The sequence below is a fragment of the Rhizobium sp. 01N48 genome, from assembly GCF_056399145.1.
Genome location: NZ_JBFTQT010000008.1, coordinates 87,712 through 105,412, shown reverse-complemented (window position 1 = coordinate 105,412; position 17,701 = coordinate 87,712). Strand labels below are relative to the sequence as shown.

The window sequence follows — 17,701 nt, the reverse complement described above, 5'->3', positions numbered from 1 at the left end:
GAAATCCGGTCCCAATTCGGTCCCATTTTCCGGCAAGATCGCAGCAACTGATTTGGGCCGCCCCACCCGGATTTATCGCCTTTCCGGCAGCCGAACCTGGCCCGAACTCTAGAGATGAAGTTAGCGGACGCATGAAGATATCGACTTTCCTGACGGCCGGCTTTCTGACGCTCGTGCCCGCCGCAGCCTTCGCGCATCCGCATATCTTCGTGGAGGCCCGCCTCGAGGTGGTCGCCGGCGATGACGGCAATATCGCGGAGTTCCGCAACGTCTGGCGCTTCGACGAGGTCTTCACCTCCTCCGTCGTCATGGATTTCGACAAGAACACCGACCTGAAGCTGGAGCCGAACGAACTCGCCGAAGTCGGCAAGACGGTCCGCGATTCACTGGCCGACTACGATTACTACATGAACCTGACGATGAACGGGAAGAACATCACCGTTCAGAAGCCCGACATCATCCATGTCGACTACCGCGACGGCCAGCTCCTGATGTTCTTCGCCGTCAAGCCGGTCGAGAAGATGCCGCTCAAGGGCAACCTCACCTTCGGCGTCTACGATCCGACCCTTTACACCTCGATCGACTTTCCGACCGACAAGGAGATGATCCTCGTCGGCGACGCGTTCAAGGCCTGCAAGCACCAGGTGGTCCGGCCCGATGCCGACCAGGTGATCTCGCAGAACAAGCAATCGCTGACCGACGCCTTCTTCAACGATCCGACCGGCACCAACATGTCGAAGCTCTTCGCCACCAAGCTGGACGTCACATGCTGAGGCGCAAGCCCACGCTGCTGCTCTACGCCGCCGGCCTGCTTCTCATGACCGGCCTTGCCGTCGCGCATGCGCAATCGCCGCTCGGCATCGGCACGGCGGAGCCGAGCTTCCAGCCCTCCGGCGGCCCGCTGGCGCCGCTGTTTCTCTACATCAATCACGAGCAGCAGGCCTTCTACCGCGCCCTGACCAACGCGCTGAAGGCCATGCGCGAGGATCCCTGGCAGCTCGGCACGCTCGTCGGCCTGTCGTTTGCGTATGGCGTCTTCCACGCCGCCGGCCCCGGCCACGGCAAGGCCGTGATCTCTTCCTACATGATCGCCAACGAGATCGAGCTGAAGCGCGGCGTCGCCATCTCCTTCGTCTCGGCCTTCGTCCAGGGAGTGGTGGCGATCCTGCTTGTCGGCGGCGCCTGGCTGGTGCTGCGCGGCTCGGGCATCACGCTCACCATGGCCACGCAGGCGATGGAGATCGCAAGCTTCGTCATGGTCATCCTCTTCGGCCTGTGGCTGTTGCTGCGCAAACTGCGCGCCATCATCCCGGCCTTCCAGCCGAGGCAGGAGGCGCTGGCATCCGGCCCCGTCAGCATGATGCTCGACTGGCAGGACGCAGACGAGCGCGGCGAAAGCAGCGACTACGCCTTCGGCGAAACCCAGGCCGCCAAGGCCGGCCACAAGTTCATATCGGGCATGGCCTGCGAGACCTGCGGCCAGTCGCACATGCCCGACCCGGCGATGCTCGGCGCGGAAAAATTCAGCATCCGCGAGGCCTGGTCGGCGATCATCGCCGTCGGCCTGCGCCCCTGCTCCGGCGCGCTGCTGGTCCTCACTTTCTCCTTGCTGAACGGCCTCTATCTCGGCGGCGTTCTCTCGGTCTTCGCCATGTCGCTTGGCACCGCCATCACCGTCGCCATCCTCGCAACCCTCGCCGTCACCGCCAAAGGCACCGCCATGCGCCTCGCCGGCCACGGCTCGCGCGTCTCGACCTGGGTGGGCAACAGCATCGAGCTGCTCGGTGCACTGCTGGTCATCGTGATGGGTGCGTTGTTGCTCGGCGCTTCGCTGCAGGGTGTGGGGTTTGGTGGGTAGGTTTGGTTGTTGAGGGTCGTGCCGCGTGCCCCCTCATCCGACCCTTCGGGCCACCTTCTCCCCGCTGGGGCGAAGGGAAGATGGAGCGAGCGGCCGGCCACGAGTCTCTTCTCCCCCGCGGGGAGAAGGTGCCGGCAGGCGGATGAGGGGGCCTCACGGCACACCCTCACCACAGACGGTAAAACCTTAAACTCTACCTCACCCACCCCGCCTGCGCTGATACCGCGCCCGCAGCCAGAACACAGCGAAAAACGCCATCACCAGACAAACCCCGACGATGATCGCCAGCGTCGGCGAGTAATTGCCGATCCACAGCACCACCGACGGCAGGAAATAGATGACCAGCCCGGCGCAGACGAGGATGATCGCAGCGGCAATCGCCGGCGAGCGGCGTTCGGATCTGTGGTCGGCCATGCGAAAATCTCCTGCGGGTGAGGAGAAGGGCTTAGGCCAGCCGCCGGCGAAAGGCAACTGGCCGTGCCACTCGCCGCGAGCACAGGCTTGCCGATCGTCAAACGGCAAGCCTTTTTCGGCTCAGGCCGTGACCTTGGCCGACGATACGGTCGCGTCGATATGGTCGAGCAGCGCGTCCGGCAGGCCGAGGCGGCCGGCAAGGAGGTCGAGATAGCCGCGTTCGGCGCGGGTGTCGGGATTGATGGTCAGCCGCGTTGCGGTATAGAGCTCGACCTTCTGTTCCTCGGTGCGCGCGGCGGCCACGAGATCGTCGATATCGACGGGGTTGGCGAGTTCGTTGCGCAGGAAGGCTTCGGCTTCAGAACCAAGATCGACTTCGCGCACCTTCTCCATGATGTTGGCGCGCTCGGCATCGTCGATATGGCCGTCGGCCTTGGCGGCGGCGATCATCGCGCGGATCAGCGTCAGGGCGAAATCATTGGAGAGCTGCGGCCCTTCCAGGCTGAAGGCCGACTCCGGCGGCGGCAGCGCGATCGGCTGGCCGGTCGTGGCGGCAGGTTGCGGCGCTGCCTCAGGCGACTTGCCCGACTGATAATTCTTGTAGGCGAGATAACCGAGCCCGGCGACGGCCGCGAGCCCGCCGATCGTCGCGACATTGCCGGCGATGTTGCGGCCGGTCTTGGTGCCGAGCACGGCGGTCGCAAGCGCCCCTGCCTTCCACGGATTGTTCTTGGCCATCTCGATCGCCCCTCCCGCCCGATCGCGAACGCTGCCGCCGACACCTGGAATCTGCGATCCCAGAAACTGCTCAAGAAGCTTTTTCGCGTCGAACATACTTGATTGTCTCCCTTTTGCTGATGTTGGGGAGATAGGAGCGGCAATGAGGGATTGCAAATAACGGGTGCGTTAGGACCCACACGGCAACAGTGCGTGTGGCAAAGACCCCTTCCGGCCTGCCGGCCACCTTCCCCACAAGGGGGAAGGAGACTCGTGGCGGCGCCACGATTAAGCCCCTCCCCCTTGTGGGGAGGGGTTGGGGAGGGGTCTTCGCCAAGAAGCAAAGGGCTTTCGCAACGAAGCGAGAGCCCCGAAGCCGCCTCAGCCCTTCAGCGCGGCCGCCTCAGCGGCGAGCTTGGTGATGCCGGCCCAGTCGCCTGATGCGATCAGTTCCTTCGGCGCGACCCAGGAGCCGCCGACGCAGATGACGTTGGGCAGCGACAGGTAATCCATGGCGTTCTTCAGCGAGATGCCTCCGGTCGGGCAAAACAACGTGCCGACGAGCGGCGAGGAAAACGCCTTCAGCATGGCCGCGCCACCGGCCTGCTCGGCCGGGAAGAACTTCAGCACCTGATAGCCTTCTTCGCGCAGCGCCATGACCTCGCTGGCGGTCGCGGCACCTGGCAGAAGCGGCACGGAAGAATCGCGGGCGGCGTCGAGCAGCTCCTGCGTGGTGCCCGGGCTGACGATGAACTTGGAGCCGGCGGCAACGGCTGCTTCCCAATGCTTGGCATTGAGAATGGTTCCGGCGCCGACCTCGGCACCCTCGACTTCGTCGGCCACGGCGCGAACCGTGTCGAGCGCGGCAGGCGTGCGCATGGTGATTTCGATCGCCTTCAGACCGCCCGCGACCAGCGCCCGTGCCAGCGAAACGCCCGACTTGACGTCGTCGACGATCAGAACCGGCACGACGGGCTGCAGTTTCAGGATGGAAAGGAGTTTCTCTGTCTTTTCGCCCATGGCCGTGGTTCCTTTGAAACGATTTAATTCCGGCAACGGAATAGACCTACCGCTAAAGTTTGTCGAGACCGCAACCATCTTTGGAACGGAATGGGTATCAACCTCAGCCAATTTGCGCTAGCGTACCCGCCGTCGTCAAAGAGGTTCATCGGTCATGGCAAAAGAGATCGAGCGGAAGTTCCTGGTACGCAGCGATGGCTGGCGCTCCGGCGCGGAAACGAAGTCTGTCCTCAGACAGGGCTATATCGCGTCTATGGACGATCGTTCGGTACGTGTGCGCATCATCGACAGGAAGAGCGCGCGGCTGACCACCAAGATCGGTCGCAGCAAGATGACCCGCGACGAATTCGAATACGAAATCCCGGTCACCGACGCCGAAGAACTGCTTGGTGCGGCGATCGGCATCGTCATCGAAAAGACCCGCTACCGCGTGCCCTATGAGGGCTACGTCTGGGAGGTCGACGTTTTCGCCGGCCAGCACCGCGGCCTCGTCATCGCCGAGGTCGAGATGGGGTCGGAAGCCGAACGGCCGGCGCTTCCCGCCTGGCTCGGCCGCGAGGTCACCGGCGATTTCAGATACTCAAATCAGGCATTGGCAACCGAATTTGAGCACGACCGGCATGCCCTTCAGCATACGGCCTGACCGGTCCTTCAAATCACAGTTTCACAAGCTCGCGCGACGCCAGCTGCGCCATGCGATCGATGTGCTCGAAACGCGGCCACAGGGCACCGACCACGCGATCCATGAGGCGCGCAAGCGGCTGAAGCGGGTGCGCTCGCTCTACCGTCTCGTCGCCAGCGCCGTGCCGAAATTCTCCGCCCGTGAGAACATAAGGCTGCGCGGCATCGCCCGCTCGCTGTCCTCCCTGCGCGATGCGGCGGCGCTGGTGGAGACCGCCACCTATCTCCACGAACGCGCCCGCGACAGCGACGAGGCCGAGGCGCTCGGCCGCATCGTCGTGGCGCTCACCGCCCGGCGTGACCGGCTGATCGCTGCAAGGCGTGATCCCGAAAAGGTCGTCTCCGACACCATCTCGGCGCTGAAGCGGGCGGTCGCGGCCGTTCAGGACATCAACCTCAAGGGTGGGCACCGCCGGCATGGGCGGCTTCTGGCGCATGGGTGGGACACCACGGTGCGCAAGGCGCGCAAGGCGCTCGCCGCCTGCGAAGGGCATGTCTCGGCCGAAGCCTTTCATACGCTGCGCAAGCGCACGCAGGATTACCGCGCCTATCACAAGCTGCTCAATCCGCTCTGGCCGACCGCCATGAACGCCAAGTACGATGCGGCGAGCACGCTGGTCGACCTGCTCGGGCGCATCAACGATCTCGAGCTGCTGTGCGAGCTGGTCGAGACCGAGCATCATCATTTCGAGAATGCCGACGACCTCGCGCACCTGCTCTATGCGATCATCTTCCACCAGCAGCAGGGTCGCCACGATGCGCTGGATCGCGCCGAGAACATCTTCGGCCCGGATGCGGATGACGAGGCGATGCGTATCGAGATGCTCTGGATCGCCTTTGGCGGCTGAATATTAGCCGCATCTGCGGGCGATTGCGCTAAGGCTCTGAAAGCTGTATTTCCAGCCGCATGACCGACACATCGACCCAACAGGCGACGAGCCCTTTCCTCGTCGCGGCCCTTTATCATTTCGTTTCCGTGCCGCACTTCGAAAGCCTGCGCGCGCCGTTGCAGCAGCTTTGCGAAGATAATGGCGTCAAGGGCACGCTGCTGCTCGCCCATGAGGGCATCAACGGCACGATCGCCGGGCCGGATGCGGGGATCGCGACGGTGCTTGCCTATCTGCGCGCCATGCCGGAATTCGCTCGCCTGGAGCACAAGGAAAGTCGCGCCTCGAAAATGCCCTTCGTGCGCATGAAGGTGAAGCTGAAGAAAGAGATCGTGACGATGGGCGTCGAAAACATCGACCCCAACAAGATCGTCGGCACCTATGTCGCGCCGCAGGATTGGAACGCGCTGATCTCCGATCCCGATACGATCGTCATCGACACCCGTAACGATTACGAAACGGCGATCGGCATCTTCAAGGGCGCCGTCGACCCGAACACCAAGACCTTCCGCGAGTTTCCGGACTGGGTGAAGAACAACACCGGCCTGCACAACAAGCCGAAGATCGCCATGTACTGCACCGGCGGCATACGCTGCGAGAAGGCCACCGCCTTCATGAAGGAGCAGGGCTTCGACGAGGTCTACCACCTCAAGGGCGGCATCCTGAAATATCTCGAGGAAGTGCCGCAGGAAGAGAGCCTGTGGGAAGGCGCCTGCTTCGTGTTCGACGAGCGCGTCTCGGTCGAGCATGGGTTGAAGGAGGGCGACCACAAGCTCTGCCACGCCTGCCGCAATCCGATCACCGCGGAAGAGATCACCTCGGAGAAATACGAGGAAGGCGTGTCCTGCAGCCATTGCTACGACAGCCGCAGCGAGGAAGACCGGCTGCGCTATCGCCAGCGCCAGCTACAGATCGCGCTCGCCAAGAAGCGCGGCCAGAAGCACATCGGCACCTGACGGGATCACTTAGAGCCTGGATAAGGACTTGATCAGGCGGCGCTGACGCGCCGTCCGCTGGTCTTGCGGGCGCGTGCTTCCATCAGCCGCTCGGTGATATCCTCGGCGGAGACGGGCTTGCTGAAGTAGAAGCCCTGCAGCGTATCGCAACCGAACTGCGAGGCGATATCGGCCTGCTCCGGCGTCTCGATGCCCTCGGCGGTCACGGGAATATCGAGCGAGCTGGCAAGCGCCACGGTCGCCTTCAGCATCTCGCGCTGGCTCTCGCTGTGCTCGATATCCATGATCAGCGAACGGTCGATCTTGATGCGGTCGAAGCCGAACTGCCGGAGATAACCGATCGACGAGAAGCCCGAGCCGAAGTCGTCGAGCGCGATCTTCACGCCAAGCGTCTTCAGCTGCTCGATCGCCTGGCGCGTCCGCTTCGGGTTCTGGATCATGTAACCCTCGGTCACCTCGAGCGTCACCCGCTTGGCCTCGATCTCCGTCTGGCGCAGGACGTAGCGCACGTAATCGGTAAAGGCGGGATTGCGGAACTGGCCGGGCGAAACGTTGACCGCGATCCTGAGCTCCGGCCATTGCTTGGCCGTCTCGCAGGCCTTGCGCAGCACGAACAGGCCGAGCGCCTCGATGAGACCGCTGGTCTCCGCAACAGGGATAAACACATCGGGCGACACCGGCCCGTGGCCCGGGCGGTTCCAGCGCACAAGAGCTTCCACGCCGACCATCTCATTGCTGTCGGCGCCGATCAGCGGCTGGTAGGCAAGCGTCAGATCGCCGCCTTCGATCGCCTGGCGCAGATCGAGCTCCAGCGCGTTGCGCTCCTCGCGATCGGCATCCATGGCGGGATCGTAGAGCGTCATCCGCGCGCGGCCGGCTTCCTTGGCCTTGTACATGGCAAGATCTGCACGCCGCACCAGCTCCTCGCGATCGACGCTGCCCGCGGGCGAGACCGCGATGCCGATGCTGGCACCGATGACGACCACGCGACGGCCGATTTCCAGCGGTTCGGCCAGGAAATCGAGAATATGCTCGGAGAGCTGCAATGCAGCCGCATCCGCCTGCGGCGAGGCGAAGACGATGGCGAACTCGTCGCCGCCGATGCGGGCAAGCACGGCGCCATCGGGGATCAGCACCTTCAGCCCGGCCGCGACCGCGCGGATCAGCTGGTCGCCGGTGCCGTGACCGTAGGAATCGTTGACCTCCTTGAAACCATCGAGGTCGAGATAGAGTAGCTGGACATTATCCTGAGACTGCCTGGCGAGCGTCACCATCTCATCGACGGAGACGCGCAGGCCGTCGCGGTTCAGAAGTCCGCTCAGCCGATCGCGCAGCGCATCCTCGCGCGCGATGATCTCCTCGCTCTTCAGCCTGCGCCCGGCCAGCCAGCCGATGATCAGCAGCACGACGAAGAACAGGCCGACAAGGCAGATTGCCCGCACCACCTGGCTGCGCACATCGGCATAGCCGACATCGCCAGGCGCCCGCGAGGTCCAGATCAGCTTGCCGAGCGACGCGCCAAGCGCATCCACGATCGGCACGGAATAGGTGGCGGCCTGATCGCCAGGGACGAGTTGCAGCCCGCCGATGACATAGGTCTTGCCGATATCGTCGATCTTGGCGGCGTCGAGATGGCGGATGAAAATGAGATAGCGATGCTTGCCTGGAGCGGCTGCGAGCGCACCGGACTTTTCGCGTACCAGCGCCACGCCGCCGACGGCGATGCCGGACTTCGTGCTGATGAAGCCGGACGCCTCGGGCAGCTCTTGCGCGCCTGCGGCCTTTACCTTGTCGAACAGCGCCCAGAGCGCCGGCGAGAAGAAATCCTGCAAGCTGTCGGCCATCGGCTTGCCGTCGCGATAGACCAGGATCGGCGTCTTGTCGTCGTCGATGACAACAGCCATGTCGAACAACGCGCTGTTGACCGACATCTCGCCATAGTTCGACACGGTCCAGTCCATGCCATCGGTGGCATAGACATTGGTCGCAGCATCGTCCCATGCGGCATAGTCGTTGAGGGTGGCGCCGAGTTGGGCTACGAAATTCTGCAGTGCGCCGGAGACGGTCTCGCGCGAGCGCTCGTCATCGAGCACGTTGGATTTCTGCGCCACGTGATCGAGCGCGTTCAGCACCATCATCGTGACGACAGCGACGACGACGGCAAACGAAAACAGCACGCCGGCCACGGTTGTGTGGCGACCAGCTCCCAGAATCGCGCTTCGTTTGCTGAAGATCGACGACATGCATTCTCCCTGTGGGCGAATACTGCCGGGAAGCCTTCAAAAAACGGTTAAAACACGATTGAACGATTAAGCATTTTCGCATCTGCGGCACGAACGCAAGAGCGACAAAAATCCTTGTATTTCAATCGGATAAAATTATTCAAATCTACTTATAAAGCTCATTCTCACGAACACGCGTGCAGAATATTGCAAGCGCGTTCAAAATAACGCCGTCTCGCACAGCCGCATCGAGAACCGCCACCTGCGCCGCATCGTCCTTCCCAAGCAGCCCGATCCGCAGATGCGCCTCCTCGACGATATCGAACGACATGGTCTTCAAGACCTCGGTCAACTGCCCCAGCGCGCAGTCGCCGCGATGCGATGCATGCGCGATCATGACAGGCTTGAACGGCACCTCGTCGCGCGACACCAGCCAGTCCAGCGCGTTCTTCAGCCCGCCCGGCAGCCCGTGCGCATATTCGGGACAGGCGACGATAACGCCATCGGCCGCGCGCATCTTCGCGCCCAGCCGCTCGACGATCTCGGGTGTGTTTTCGCCCTCGCGATCGGGATTGAAGATCGGCAGATCGCCGATGAGATCGCAGATCTCGATCGTCACGCCATCAGGCGCGTGATCGCGCAAGGTCGTGAGCAGCCGGCGATTGGTCGAGACCTTCCGCTGGCTGCCGCAGAGCGCATAGAGAAAGAGCGGCTTGGCATCCATCCCACTGGTCTACGGCATCCGACGATTCGCCCCAACGAAAAAGCGGCCCGGCAAGGCCGGACCGCTTCATGCCGTATAAGGATAAGACCAGCTCTTACCAGGACGCGATCAGGGCGCCCTTGAACTGTTCGTTGATGAACTTGCGGATGCTCTCGTCGTGGTAGGATTCGACCAGCGTCTTGGCCCACGGTGCGTCCTTGTCGGCGGTGCGGACAACGATCACGTTGGCGTAGGGCGACTTTTCGCTCTCGATGGCGATGGCGTCGGTCTTCGGATGCAGGCCGGCTTCCATGGCGTAGTTGGTGTTGATGACGGCGGCGTCGACGTCGTCGAGCGAACGCGGCAGCTGCGCGGCGTCGATTTCGGCGAAGTCGATCTTCTTCGGGTTCTCGATGATGTCGGCAACGGTGACCTTGACGCCAGGATTGTCCTTGAACTTGATCAGGCCCTTGGAGGCGAGAACGAGCAGAGCGCGGCCGCCATTGGTCGGGTCGTTCGGGATGGCGACGGTTGCGCCTTCCTTCAGCTCGTCGAGGCTCTTCACCTTCTTGGAATAGACGCCCATCGGGGTGGTGATCGTCGTGCCGATGCTGACGAGATCGAACTTGCGATCGGCGATCTGGTTGTCGAGGTAGGGCTGGTGCTGGAACGAGTTGGCCTGGATGTCGCCATCGTTGAGCGCCTGGTTCGGCACGACATAGTCGGAGAACTCGACGATCTCGATGTTGAGACCCTTGGTCTTGGCGATCTCAGCGACCTTTTCCATGATCTGCGCGTGCTCGCCCGGCGTGACGCCGACCTTGATGTCTTCGGCGAGTGCCGAGCCGGCTGCGAAGGCAGCGAGCGCGGCTGCGATGATGAACTTCTTCATGGGTGTCTCCTGTGTTGAATTATGGTTTGTTGTTAAAGGGTCAGTTTTTCCGGTTGCGCTTGTCGAAGCGGCGGGCAAGCCCATCGCCGGCACTCTGGACGAGCTGCACGAGAACGATCAGCACGATTACGACAATCACCATCATCTCGGGATTGAAGCGCTGGTAGCCATAGCGGATGCCGAGATCGCCCAGCCCGCCGCCGCCGACAGCGCCGACCATGGCCGAGTAGCCGATCAGGCTGACGATGGTCATCGTCAAGGCCATCAGGATGCTCGGCCGGGCCTCCGGCAAAAGCACCTTGAAGACGATCTGGAACGGCGTGGCGCCCATGGCGCGGGCAGCCTCGATCAGCCCCTTGTCGATCTCGCGAATGGCGGATTCGACCAGGCGGGCGAAGAAGGGGATGGTGGCGATGGTAAGCGGCACGATCGCCGCCCAGGTGCCGATCGACGTGCCCGTCAAAAGGCGCGTCAGGGGCACGATGGCAACGACGAGGATGATGAACGGCGTCGAGCGCGCGGCGTTGACGATCAGCCCGAGCACGCGGTTGGTCTTCGGCGCCGGAAACAGTTCGCCCTTGCCCGATGTGGCGAGAAATACGCCGATCGGCAGGCCGATGATCGAGCCGACGATACCGGCCACGAACACCATCTGCAGCGTCTGCATCAGCGCCTTGGAGAGAAGGTTGTAGATCATATCAGGCGACATAACCGAGCACCTCCGTCTTGAGACCGGTTTCCGCATAGAAGCGGTCGGCGCGCGCGATCACATCAGGATCGGCCGAATAGGACACAACCAGCGAACCGAAGGGCTCTCCGCCGATCTCCTCGATCGCACCGGCAAGAATATTGACGTCGGAGCCAAGCTCCGCGACCAGCTGCCCGGTCAGTGGCTTGAAGGCGGTTTCGCCGAAGAACACCAGCCGCACCAACGCCCGATCGCCCACTGAGGGCTGCGCCTTGATGCCCGAACGCAGCCATTCCGGCAGCTTCAGCGCCGAGGCAAGCAGCGTGCGCGTCGTCTGGTGCTGCGGATTGGTGTAGACGTCGAAGGTGCGACCGGCCTCGACGATATGGCCGGCATCGATCACCGCGACGTGGCTGGCGATGGTCTTCACCACCTCCATCTCGTGGGTGATGAGAAGAACGGTAAGCCCGAGTTCGGCATTGATGCGCTTCAGAAGCTCGAGGATCGACTGCGTCGTCTCCGGATCGAGCGCCGAGGTCGCCTCGTCGGAGAGCAGCAGCTTCGGATCGGTCGCCAGCGCGCGGGCRATGCCGACGCGCTGCTTCTGGCCGCCCGACAGCTCCGAGGGATAATTGCCTGCCTTGTCGCCGAGACCGACGAGATCGAGCAGCGGCCCGACCTTGGCGCGGATCGTCTGCTTGTCGACACCCGCGATCTCCAGCGGCAGCGCCACATTGTCGAAGGCGGTGCGCGAGGACAGAAGGTTGAAGTGCTGGAAGATCATGCCGACCTGGCGGCGCAGGCCGCGAAGCCCGTCTTCGCTGAGCCCGCCGACATCGACGCCATCAACGAGCACCTTGCCGGAGGTTGCCGTCTCCAGCCCGTTGACCATGCGGATCAGCGTCGACTTGCCGGCGCCGGAGCGGCCGATGATGCCGGTGATGGCGCCACGCGCCACGGTGAGATCGACCTTTTCGACCGCGGTGAAACCGCCCTCGCCTGATGGCCCGTAGCGCTTGCCGGCGCCTTCAAAGGCGACCATCGGGATCGCCCCCGCAGCGCCCTCTGGCTCTCGCCCGGAATGGCCGCCGGACGCGCCCTGGGCAGCGTCTTGTTGGGCCTGGTGTTGGAGTGTCATTTAATGCTCGCCAAATGTTCGTCTTCAAGAATTGGCGGTTCTATAACCGCTATCGCGCCGATTAGCCAATCGGGCGGCACATTCGAAGACAATCACGGGTGCGAGGCATGGACACGGCTTTCGTTGCGGGCGGGAAAGAAAGACGTTTCGCCTTTCCTGTTGCTGCAACTTATGCCGCCAGTGGTTGAAACCGGACAGGGATGTTTTTTTATTTGTGCGATGCGGCAGGAAAAAATCTACCTGCCGCATAGACAATTCGACTGAGAGCGATCAGGCGCTCTTGTGATTGCCCTTTGGAAACTGCGCGGCGAGCTCCGAATACCACTTGCCGCTCGTTTTCACCGTGCGGACCTGGGTGTCGTAATCGACATGCACCAGGCCGAAGCGCATGCGATAGCCCTCCGCCCATTCGAAATTGTCCATCAGGCTCCAGGCAAAATAGCCGCGCATCGGATAGCCGTCCTTGATGAGATCGGCGACGACATCGAGATGCTGGATATAGTAATCGAGCCGCATCCCGTCCTCGACCACGCCCGCTTCGATGCCGGTGTTGTCGCAAGCGCCGTTCTCGGTGATGTAGCACTCCGGCAGGTCGTAGCGGCGGTAGAGATCCTCCACCACATGCTTCAGCGCCGGCGCATAGACCTCCCAGCCGATATCGGTCTTGACGTCGCTGACACGCGGCGCCTCGACCGTCCAGGGGAAGTCGCCGCTCTTCTTGGGATCGTCGGCCACGCGCAGCGGCGTGTAATAGTTGAGCCCCCACCAGTCGAGCTTCTGGCTGATAACAGCAAGATCCCCCTCCTCGACGACAGGCATGCGATCACCGAGCGCCTCCAGGAACTCCTTCGGATATTCGCCCTTGAAGACAGGATCGAAGAAGGCGCCATTGTGGAACTGATGCGCCCGCTCGCCGGCGGCCTGGTCGCTAGCACTGTCGGAACCCGGGATGACCGACATGGCGTTGAGCACCAGACCGACAGGCACGTTCGGCGCTTCCGAGCGGATCGCCTCGACGCCGAGGCCGTGGGCGAGGTTCATGTGGTGCATGGCGTGGAGTGCCGCCTGCATGTTGCGCTCGCCCGGCGCATGGATGCCGTAGAGGTGGCTCAGCCAGACGATGCACCACGGCTCGTTGAAAGTCGCGACGCTATCCAGACGATCGCCGAGGCGCGCCATCACCGTCTTGGCGTAGCGCTGATAGGCATAGGCCGTCGACCGCGCGGTCCAGCCGCCATCGCCGGCGAGCAGCAGCGGCAGGTCCCAGTGGTAGAGCGTCGCGAAGGTCTTGATACCTCGCGCCTTGCAGCCATCGACGAGGCGGTCGTAGAAATCGAGCCCCTTCTCGTTCACCGGCCCAGTGCCATCAGGGATAATGCGCGGCCAGGCGATGGAGAAGCGATAGGCTTCGACGCCGAGCGACTTGATGAGATCGAGATCCTCGTCGAGGCGGTTGTAATGATCGCAGGCGACGTCGCCATTGTCGCGATTGAAGACCCGGCCCGGCATGTTGCAGAAGGCATCCCAGATCGACGGCTTGCGCCCATCGGCCTTCGAAGCGCCTTCGATCTGGAAGGCGGCCGTCGCCACACCAAAGGTGAAATCGCCGGGAAAGCGGGCGGCTAGGGCCTTGGCATCAAGCCTCTTTGCATCAATCGTCAAACTGAAATCCTCCAAACTCGGCCGGCGGCTGCGTCGCGCTTCGGGCTGCTCTCTACTCTACGTATAGGTTTGAAATGTCAAATCTGTAACGTTGCAGATAGGAACGCGCGCGCTCAGAGCACATCCTCCCCCGATGGCAGCAACAGCCGCCGCGTGATGCCGATCCGCTCGAGAAACACCGCATCGTGGCTGACGACGAGCAACGCCCCGTCATAGGCGGCAAGCCCCGCCTCGACGGCGGCGATGGAATCGATGTCGAGATGGTTGGTCGGCTCATCGAGCACCAGCAGCGGCGGCGGCTCCGCTCCTCCGAGCACGCAAGCCAAACCGGCGCGCAGCAACTGCCCGCCGCTAAGCGTCGAAACCTGCTGAAGGGCGGCATCGGCCCGGAACATGAACCGCGCCAGCGCCGCGCGACAGGCATTCTCGTTCGCACCGGGATTGAGACTGCGGAAATTCTCGGCAATCGACAGCGACCGGTCGAGCAGGCTGACGCTCTGGTCGAAGACGGCAAGGCGCACGGGTACCGAGACCGTTCCCGCCCAGGGCGCAATTTGCCCGGTGACGAGCGACAAGAGCGTCGTCTTGCCCGAACCATTCGGCCCCTCGACCGCCACCCGCTCCGGCCCCGTCATGGCGAAGGAGAGGTCAGTGATCAAGGGCCGATCCGGCTCATACCCGACCGTCACGCCATCGAGCCGTAGCACCACCCGCGACGCGGGCAGGTGAGTCGAGGCGAGCTTCGCGGAAAACGGCTGCAGGATCTCGATGCGCTCGCGCGCCGCACTCGCGTCCTCCATCGCCTCCTCGCGCCGCTTCTCGCCGAGCCGGACCTTGTCTCCTTTCGTGTTCTCCGCCGCCCGCTTCAGGCCGCCGGCGACGATGCGGGGCATATCGCCCCGCGCCGCTTTCTTGGCGCCGACTTTGTCGCTGCGCGCCTGCCGCTCGGCGGAAAGCTGGGCGCTGCGGGCGACATCCGCCACGCGTTTTTCCGCGTCCGCCAGATCATGTTCGGCCGCCGCAAGCTCGACCGCCTTGCGCGCCTGAAACGCGCTCCAATTGCCGCCATAGCGCTTGGCGCCCAGCGTCGTCAGCTCGACGATCGCATCCATCCGTTCGAGCAGCGCGCGATCGTGGCTGACGACAAGCGCCCCGCCCCGCCAGCTCTGAAGCAGAGCGATCACCGCCTCGCGGCCATCGCGATCGAGATTGTTCGTCGGCTCATCGAGGATGAGGAAATCGGGTTCGCTGAAGATCAACGCCGCCAGCCCGACCCGCGTGCGCTGGCCGCCCGAGAGCGAGGTGAGCAGCGTATCGGGCTCGGCTGAGAAGCCCATGCGATCGAGCGCATCGGCAAGCCGGGTCTCAAGCGTCCAGTCGGCGGAGGCGACCTCCTCGGCCGACGCCGCGCCGAGAACCGCGCGCGCGACGATATCGAGTGCTTCGCGCACACCGAAGAGATCGGCAACCGTGGCATCGGCATCGACCTGCACCGCCTGGCGCAGAACACCGAGCCGCCCACTGACGGCGACGCTGCCGGATTGCGGAGCGAGCTCACCAGTGATCAGCTTCAAAAGCGTCGTCTTGCCGACGCCATTGCGGCCGACCAGCCCGGCGCGTTCGGCCCCGAAGCTCAGATCGAGATTGGAAAAAAGCGGCCGCCCGTCAGGCGTGGACCACGAAAGATTGGAAAGGGTAATGGATGCAGGCATGGACATGGGTTTCCCGTATGGCAAGGCAAAGCGGCATTGCGATCGGGTTGAAATCCATGGTGCACCGTCCTGTTGGTATTGCGGATGGCTGCAATCTAGGCAGGTGGTGCGGTGAAATCAAGGCGGGGTGGGGTGTAAAGCCCCTCCCCGGCCTTTCATAAAAATTCCCTCCCCCAACCCCTCATGGAAAGTCCCCTCCCCAACCCCTCCCCACAAGGGGGAGGGGCTAACCTGTGGCTTCCTTTGCGCTTCCTCTTTTAAACAGAGGCTTGTTGAGAGGCTTCGATTTGGCGAAGCGAGTGCGCCCAGCAAGCCCCTCCCCCTTGTGGGGAGGGGTTGGGGAGGGGACTTTTGGCAGGATGCGGAGAGGACTTTTCCGCCAACACAAAAGCTCACCCCGCCTTGCAATCCCCCCATTTCCACGAAACAACTCCCTCATGACCATCCCCAAGACGCACCCCTTCCCCTTCGACCCCACCTACGGCATGACGCTCGACACGCTGCGCGCCATCGTCCCGCCCGAGGCTCCACCAGGCTTCGACGCCTTCTGGCAGAAGCGGTACAAACGGGCGCTCACCATCGACCCGCAGCCGACGCTGAGAAAGAGCAGCCTCACCCACCCCGCATGGCAGGTGCTCGATATCACCTACGCCTCGACGGATAACGTCACGATCGGCGGCTGGCTGCTTCTGCCGCGCGATGCGCCGGTGCGGCGAGGGCTGGTGGTCGGTCACGGCTATGGCGGTCGCGATGCGCCGGATTTCGATCTGCCTGTGGAACAGACCGCCATCCTCTTTCCCTGCGCCCGCGGCATGTCACGGAGCGCCCAGGCGCCGATCCCGCCGGAAGCGCCCGGCCATGTGCTCCACAATATCGACAGCCCCGACGACTACGTCATCGGCGGCTGCGTTGAGGATCTCTGGATCGCCGTCTCGACGCTGCAGGCACTTTATCCATGGCTCGCAAACCGCATCGGCTATATCGGCGGCAGCTTCGGCGGCGGTCTGGGCGCGCTGGCGATCCCCTTCGACAATCGCATCGATCGCGGCCACCTGATCGTTCCCACCTTCGGCGACCGTAAGCAGTGGCTCACGCTACCAACGGTCGGCAGCGCCGATTCCGTGCAGACCTACCAGAAGACCCATCCCGACGTGCTCGATCATCTGCGCCTCTTCGATGCCGCGACCGCTGCGACCCGCATCAAGGTGCCGATGCTGGTGGCCGCAGCCCTGTTCGATCCGGCCGTCGCCCCGCCCTGCCAGTTCGCCGTGGCCAACGCGGTACCGCCGTCAAAATATAATGAAATCTTCATCCTCGACGCCGGACATTTCGACTATCCTGGAATGACGGAACAGAATTTTGCGCTGCGCGAAAAGCTGCGAGGTTTTTTGAAGGTTCATGAACCGGGAATATCTGCGCTGGCATAGCCCGCGCCTGCATCGCGAGATGGAGCTGTTGGTGTTCGGCCATGCCGGCGCCAAGGTGTTGATGTTTCCGACGCGCGACGGCCGTTTCTGGGAATATGAACGGATCGGCCTTGTCGCCAGCCTCGCCCACAAGCTCGAAGCCGGCCAGTTGCAGCTCTATTGCATCGAGGGCCTCGCCACGGAGACCTTCTACGGCTTCGACCGCCACCCAGCCGACCGCATCCACCGCCATCAGGCCTTCGAGGACTACATTCTCCACGAAGTCCTGCCGCTGATGGCCGCAAGAAACGGGCACGACTGCACCATCGTGCACGGCTGCAGCCTCGGCGCCTTCCAGGCGGCGAGCCTCGTCTTCCGCCACCCGCATCTGTTTCGCAAGCTCGTCGCTTTCTCGGGACGCTACGACCTGACGCTGAGCGTCGAAGCCTTCGGCGACCTCTTCGAAGGATATTACGACAGCGCCGTCTATTTCCACACCCCGACGCACTTCCTGCCGGGGCTCCATCACGGCTGGCAGCTGGAGAAGCTGCGCGAGGTCGAGATCGTCATGACGATCGGCAATGCCGATCCCTTTCTCGACAACAACCACTATCTGAGCCGGCTTCTGTCGGACAAGCAGGTGCGCCACCAGCTGCATGTCTGGGACGGCCGCGCCCATCGCGCCAGCGCCTGGCGCAAGATGGCCCCACTCTACATCTGAGCCGCCGAAGGCCGGCAGCCAGCC

18 protein-coding genes and 1 pseudogene are annotated in these 17,701 nt (G+C 63.3%); 9 read left to right on the top strand and 10 right to left on the bottom strand.

Features of this window, described 5'->3' with window-relative positions:
• Positions 1–131: 131 nt before the first annotated feature.
• From AC1DOG_RS16585 to AC1DOG_RS16575, 3 genes and pseudogenes are all read left to right on the top strand, one after another.
• On the top strand, positions 132–773 hold the full coding sequence (locus AC1DOG_RS16585; RefSeq protein WP_018901947.1) for a DUF1007 family protein: 642 nt from the start codon (positions 132–134) through the stop codon (positions 771–773).
• Positions 767–1,858 (top strand): nickel/cobalt transporter, encoded by a 1,092-nt coding sequence (locus AC1DOG_RS16580; RefSeq protein ID WP_477929501.1) that lies wholly within the window; start codon positions 767–769, stop codon positions 1,856–1,858. The genes AC1DOG_RS16585 and AC1DOG_RS16580 overlap by 7 nt, the downstream gene beginning before the upstream one ends.
• A gap of 6 nt (positions 1,859–1,864) precedes the next feature.
• Positions 1,865–2,011 (top strand): annotated as a pseudogene (locus AC1DOG_RS16575) (endonuclease domain-containing protein); the annotation flags it as partial.
• Between the two features lie 45 nt (positions 2,012–2,056).
• Here AC1DOG_RS16575 and AC1DOG_RS16570 read toward each other — a convergent pair.
• From AC1DOG_RS16570 to AC1DOG_RS16560, 3 genes are all read right to left on the bottom strand, one after another.
• The gene (locus tag AC1DOG_RS16570; RefSeq protein WP_477929500.1) at positions 2,057–2,272 is read right to left on the bottom strand and encodes a hypothetical protein; all 216 of its coding nucleotides are present in this window, start codon (positions 2,270–2,272) and stop codon (positions 2,057–2,059) included.
• 120 nt (positions 2,273–2,392) lie between these two features.
• The gene (locus tag AC1DOG_RS16565) at positions 2,393–3,106 is read right to left on the bottom strand and encodes a tellurite resistance TerB family protein (protein ID WP_477929498.1); all 714 of its coding nucleotides are present in this window, start codon (positions 3,104–3,106) and stop codon (positions 2,393–2,395) included.
• A gap of 264 nt (positions 3,107–3,370) precedes the next feature.
• Entirely contained in the window at positions 3,371–4,009 is a 639-nt protein-coding gene (locus tag AC1DOG_RS16560) for a 2-dehydro-3-deoxy-phosphogluconate aldolase (RefSeq protein ID WP_477929496.1), read from the bottom strand.
• A 154-nt stretch (positions 4,010–4,163) separates the two neighbouring features.
• Between AC1DOG_RS16560 and AC1DOG_RS16555 the strand changes: the two genes are divergently transcribed.
• Genes AC1DOG_RS16555 through trhO form a run of 3 tightly spaced genes read left to right on the top strand, consistent with a single transcriptional unit; the run spans position 4,164 to position 6,533 of the window.
• Positions 4,164–4,652, top strand: coding sequence for a CYTH domain-containing protein (locus tag AC1DOG_RS16555; RefSeq protein ID WP_112982625.1), 489 nt, complete (start codon positions 4,164–4,166; stop codon positions 4,650–4,652).
• The gene (locus AC1DOG_RS16550; RefSeq protein WP_477929494.1) at positions 4,630–5,538 is read left to right on the top strand and encodes a CHAD domain-containing protein; all 909 of its coding nucleotides are present in this window, start codon (positions 4,630–4,632) and stop codon (positions 5,536–5,538) included. The genes AC1DOG_RS16555 and AC1DOG_RS16550 overlap by 23 nt, the downstream gene beginning before the upstream one ends.
• 59 nt (positions 5,539–5,597) lie before the next feature.
• Positions 5,598–6,533 (top strand): oxygen-dependent tRNA uridine(34) hydroxylase TrhO, encoded by a 936-nt coding sequence (trhO, locus tag AC1DOG_RS16545; RefSeq protein WP_477929492.1) that lies wholly within the window; start codon positions 5,598–5,600, stop codon positions 6,531–6,533.
• Between the two features lie 32 nt (positions 6,534–6,565).
• On the opposite strand, the gene AC1DOG_RS16540 is transcribed toward trhO, so the two are convergent.
• From AC1DOG_RS16540 to AC1DOG_RS16520, 5 genes are all read right to left on the bottom strand, one after another.
• Positions 6,566–8,776 carry a bifunctional diguanylate cyclase/phosphodiesterase gene (locus tag AC1DOG_RS16540; RefSeq protein ID WP_477929490.1) on the bottom strand — a complete coding sequence of 737 codons (2,211 nt, stop codon included), beginning with the start codon at positions 8,774–8,776 and terminating at the stop codon, positions 6,566–6,568.
• Positions 8,777–8,921: 145 nt separating this feature from the next.
• Positions 8,922–9,479: an NADPH-dependent FMN reductase gene (locus AC1DOG_RS16535; RefSeq protein WP_477929488.1), complete on the bottom strand. Its 558-nt coding sequence runs from the start codon at positions 9,477–9,479 to the stop codon at positions 8,922–8,924.
• Between the two features lie 94 nt (positions 9,480–9,573).
• Complete coding sequence (locus AC1DOG_RS16530; RefSeq protein WP_047509683.1) at positions 9,574–10,350, bottom strand: MetQ/NlpA family ABC transporter substrate-binding protein; 777 nt, start codon at positions 10,348–10,350, stop codon at positions 9,574–9,576.
• Between the two features lie 40 nt (positions 10,351–10,390).
• Complete coding sequence (locus AC1DOG_RS16525) at positions 10,391–11,059, bottom strand: methionine ABC transporter permease (protein WP_113009228.1); 669 nt, start codon at positions 11,057–11,059, stop codon at positions 10,391–10,393.
• On the bottom strand, positions 11,049–12,080 hold the full coding sequence (locus tag AC1DOG_RS16520) for a methionine ABC transporter ATP-binding protein (RefSeq protein ID WP_477929486.1): 1,032 nt from the start codon (positions 12,078–12,080) through the stop codon (positions 11,049–11,051). The genes AC1DOG_RS16525 and AC1DOG_RS16520 overlap by 11 nt, the downstream gene beginning before the upstream one ends.
• A gap of 39 nt (positions 12,081–12,119) precedes the next feature.
• Here AC1DOG_RS16520 and AC1DOG_RS16515 point away from each other — a divergent pair, with 39 nt between their 5' ends.
• Positions 12,120–12,440 carry a hypothetical protein gene (locus AC1DOG_RS16515; protein ID WP_477929484.1) on the top strand — a complete coding sequence of 107 codons (321 nt, stop codon included), beginning with the start codon at positions 12,120–12,122 and terminating at the stop codon, positions 12,438–12,440.
• Positions 12,441–12,446: 6 nt separating this feature from the next.
• Here AC1DOG_RS16515 and AC1DOG_RS16510 read toward each other — a convergent pair whose 3' ends face one another.
• Both AC1DOG_RS16510 and AC1DOG_RS16505 read right to left on the bottom strand, forming a co-directional pair.
• Complete coding sequence (locus AC1DOG_RS16510) at positions 12,447–13,838, bottom strand: GH1 family beta-glucosidase (RefSeq protein WP_477929482.1); 1,392 nt, start codon at positions 13,836–13,838, stop codon at positions 12,447–12,449.
• 113 nt (positions 13,839–13,951) lie between these two features.
• Entirely contained in the window at positions 13,952–15,550 is a 1,599-nt protein-coding gene (locus AC1DOG_RS16505) for an ABC-F family ATP-binding cassette domain-containing protein (RefSeq protein ID WP_477929480.1), read from the bottom strand.
• Between the two features lie 437 nt (positions 15,551–15,987).
• Here AC1DOG_RS16505 and AC1DOG_RS16500 point away from each other — a divergent pair, with 437 nt between their 5' ends.
• Both AC1DOG_RS16500 and AC1DOG_RS16495 read left to right on the top strand, forming a co-directional pair.
• Positions 15,988–16,977 carry an acetylxylan esterase gene (locus tag AC1DOG_RS16500; protein WP_477929479.1) on the top strand — a complete coding sequence of 330 codons (990 nt, stop codon included), beginning with the start codon at positions 15,988–15,990 and terminating at the stop codon, positions 16,975–16,977.
• Complete coding sequence (locus AC1DOG_RS16495; protein WP_477929477.1) at positions 16,949–17,677, top strand: esterase family protein; 729 nt, start codon at positions 16,949–16,951, stop codon at positions 17,675–17,677. Before AC1DOG_RS16500 ends, AC1DOG_RS16495 begins: the two co-directional genes overlap by 29 nt.
• Positions 17,678–17,701: the final 24 nt, after the last annotated feature.

Coding starts and splice junctions, on each gene's coding strand:
- AC1DOG_RS16585 (WP_018901947.1), top strand. CDS start 132: ATGAAGATATCGACTTTCCTGACGGCCGGCTTTCTGACGCTCGTGCCC.
- AC1DOG_RS16580 (WP_477929501.1), top strand. CDS start 767: ATGCTGAGGCGCAAGCCCACGCTGCTGCTCTACGCCGCCGGCCTGCTT.
- AC1DOG_RS16570 (WP_477929500.1), bottom strand. CDS start 2,272: ATGGCCGACCACAGATCCGAACGCCGCTCGCCGGCGATTGCCGCTGCG.
- AC1DOG_RS16565 (WP_477929498.1), bottom strand. CDS start 3,106: ATGTTCGACGCGAAAAAGCTTCTTGAGCAGTTTCTGGGATCGCAGATT.
- AC1DOG_RS16560 (WP_477929496.1), bottom strand. CDS start 4,009: ATGGGCGAAAAGACAGAGAAACTCCTTTCCATCCTGAAACTGCAGCCC.
- AC1DOG_RS16555 (WP_112982625.1), top strand. CDS start 4,164: ATGGCAAAAGAGATCGAGCGGAAGTTCCTGGTACGCAGCGATGGCTGG.
- AC1DOG_RS16550 (WP_477929494.1), top strand. CDS start 4,630: ATGCCCTTCAGCATACGGCCTGACCGGTCCTTCAAATCACAGTTTCAC.
- trhO (WP_477929492.1), top strand. CDS start 5,598: ATGACCGACACATCGACCCAACAGGCGACGAGCCCTTTCCTCGTCGCG.
- AC1DOG_RS16540 (WP_477929490.1), bottom strand. CDS start 8,776: ATGTCGTCGATCTTCAGCAAACGAAGCGCGATTCTGGGAGCTGGTCGC.
- AC1DOG_RS16535 (WP_477929488.1), bottom strand. CDS start 9,479: ATGGATGCCAAGCCGCTCTTTCTCTATGCGCTCTGCGGCAGCCAGCGG.
- AC1DOG_RS16530 (WP_047509683.1), bottom strand. CDS start 10,350: ATGAAGAAGTTCATCATCGCAGCCGCGCTCGCTGCCTTCGCAGCCGGC.
- AC1DOG_RS16525 (WP_113009228.1), bottom strand. CDS start 11,059: ATGTCGCCTGATATGATCTACAACCTTCTCTCCAAGGCGCTGATGCAG.
- AC1DOG_RS16515 (WP_477929484.1), top strand. CDS start 12,120: ATGGCCGCCGGACGCGCCCTGGGCAGCGTCTTGTTGGGCCTGGTGTTG.
- AC1DOG_RS16505 (WP_477929480.1), bottom strand. CDS start 15,550: ATGCCTGCATCCATTACCCTTTCCAATCTTTCGTGGTCCACGCCTGAC.
- AC1DOG_RS16500 (WP_477929479.1), top strand. CDS start 15,988: ATGACCATCCCCAAGACGCACCCCTTCCCCTTCGACCCCACCTACGGC.
- AC1DOG_RS16495 (WP_477929477.1), top strand. CDS start 16,949: ATGAACCGGGAATATCTGCGCTGGCATAGCCCGCGCCTGCATCGCGAG.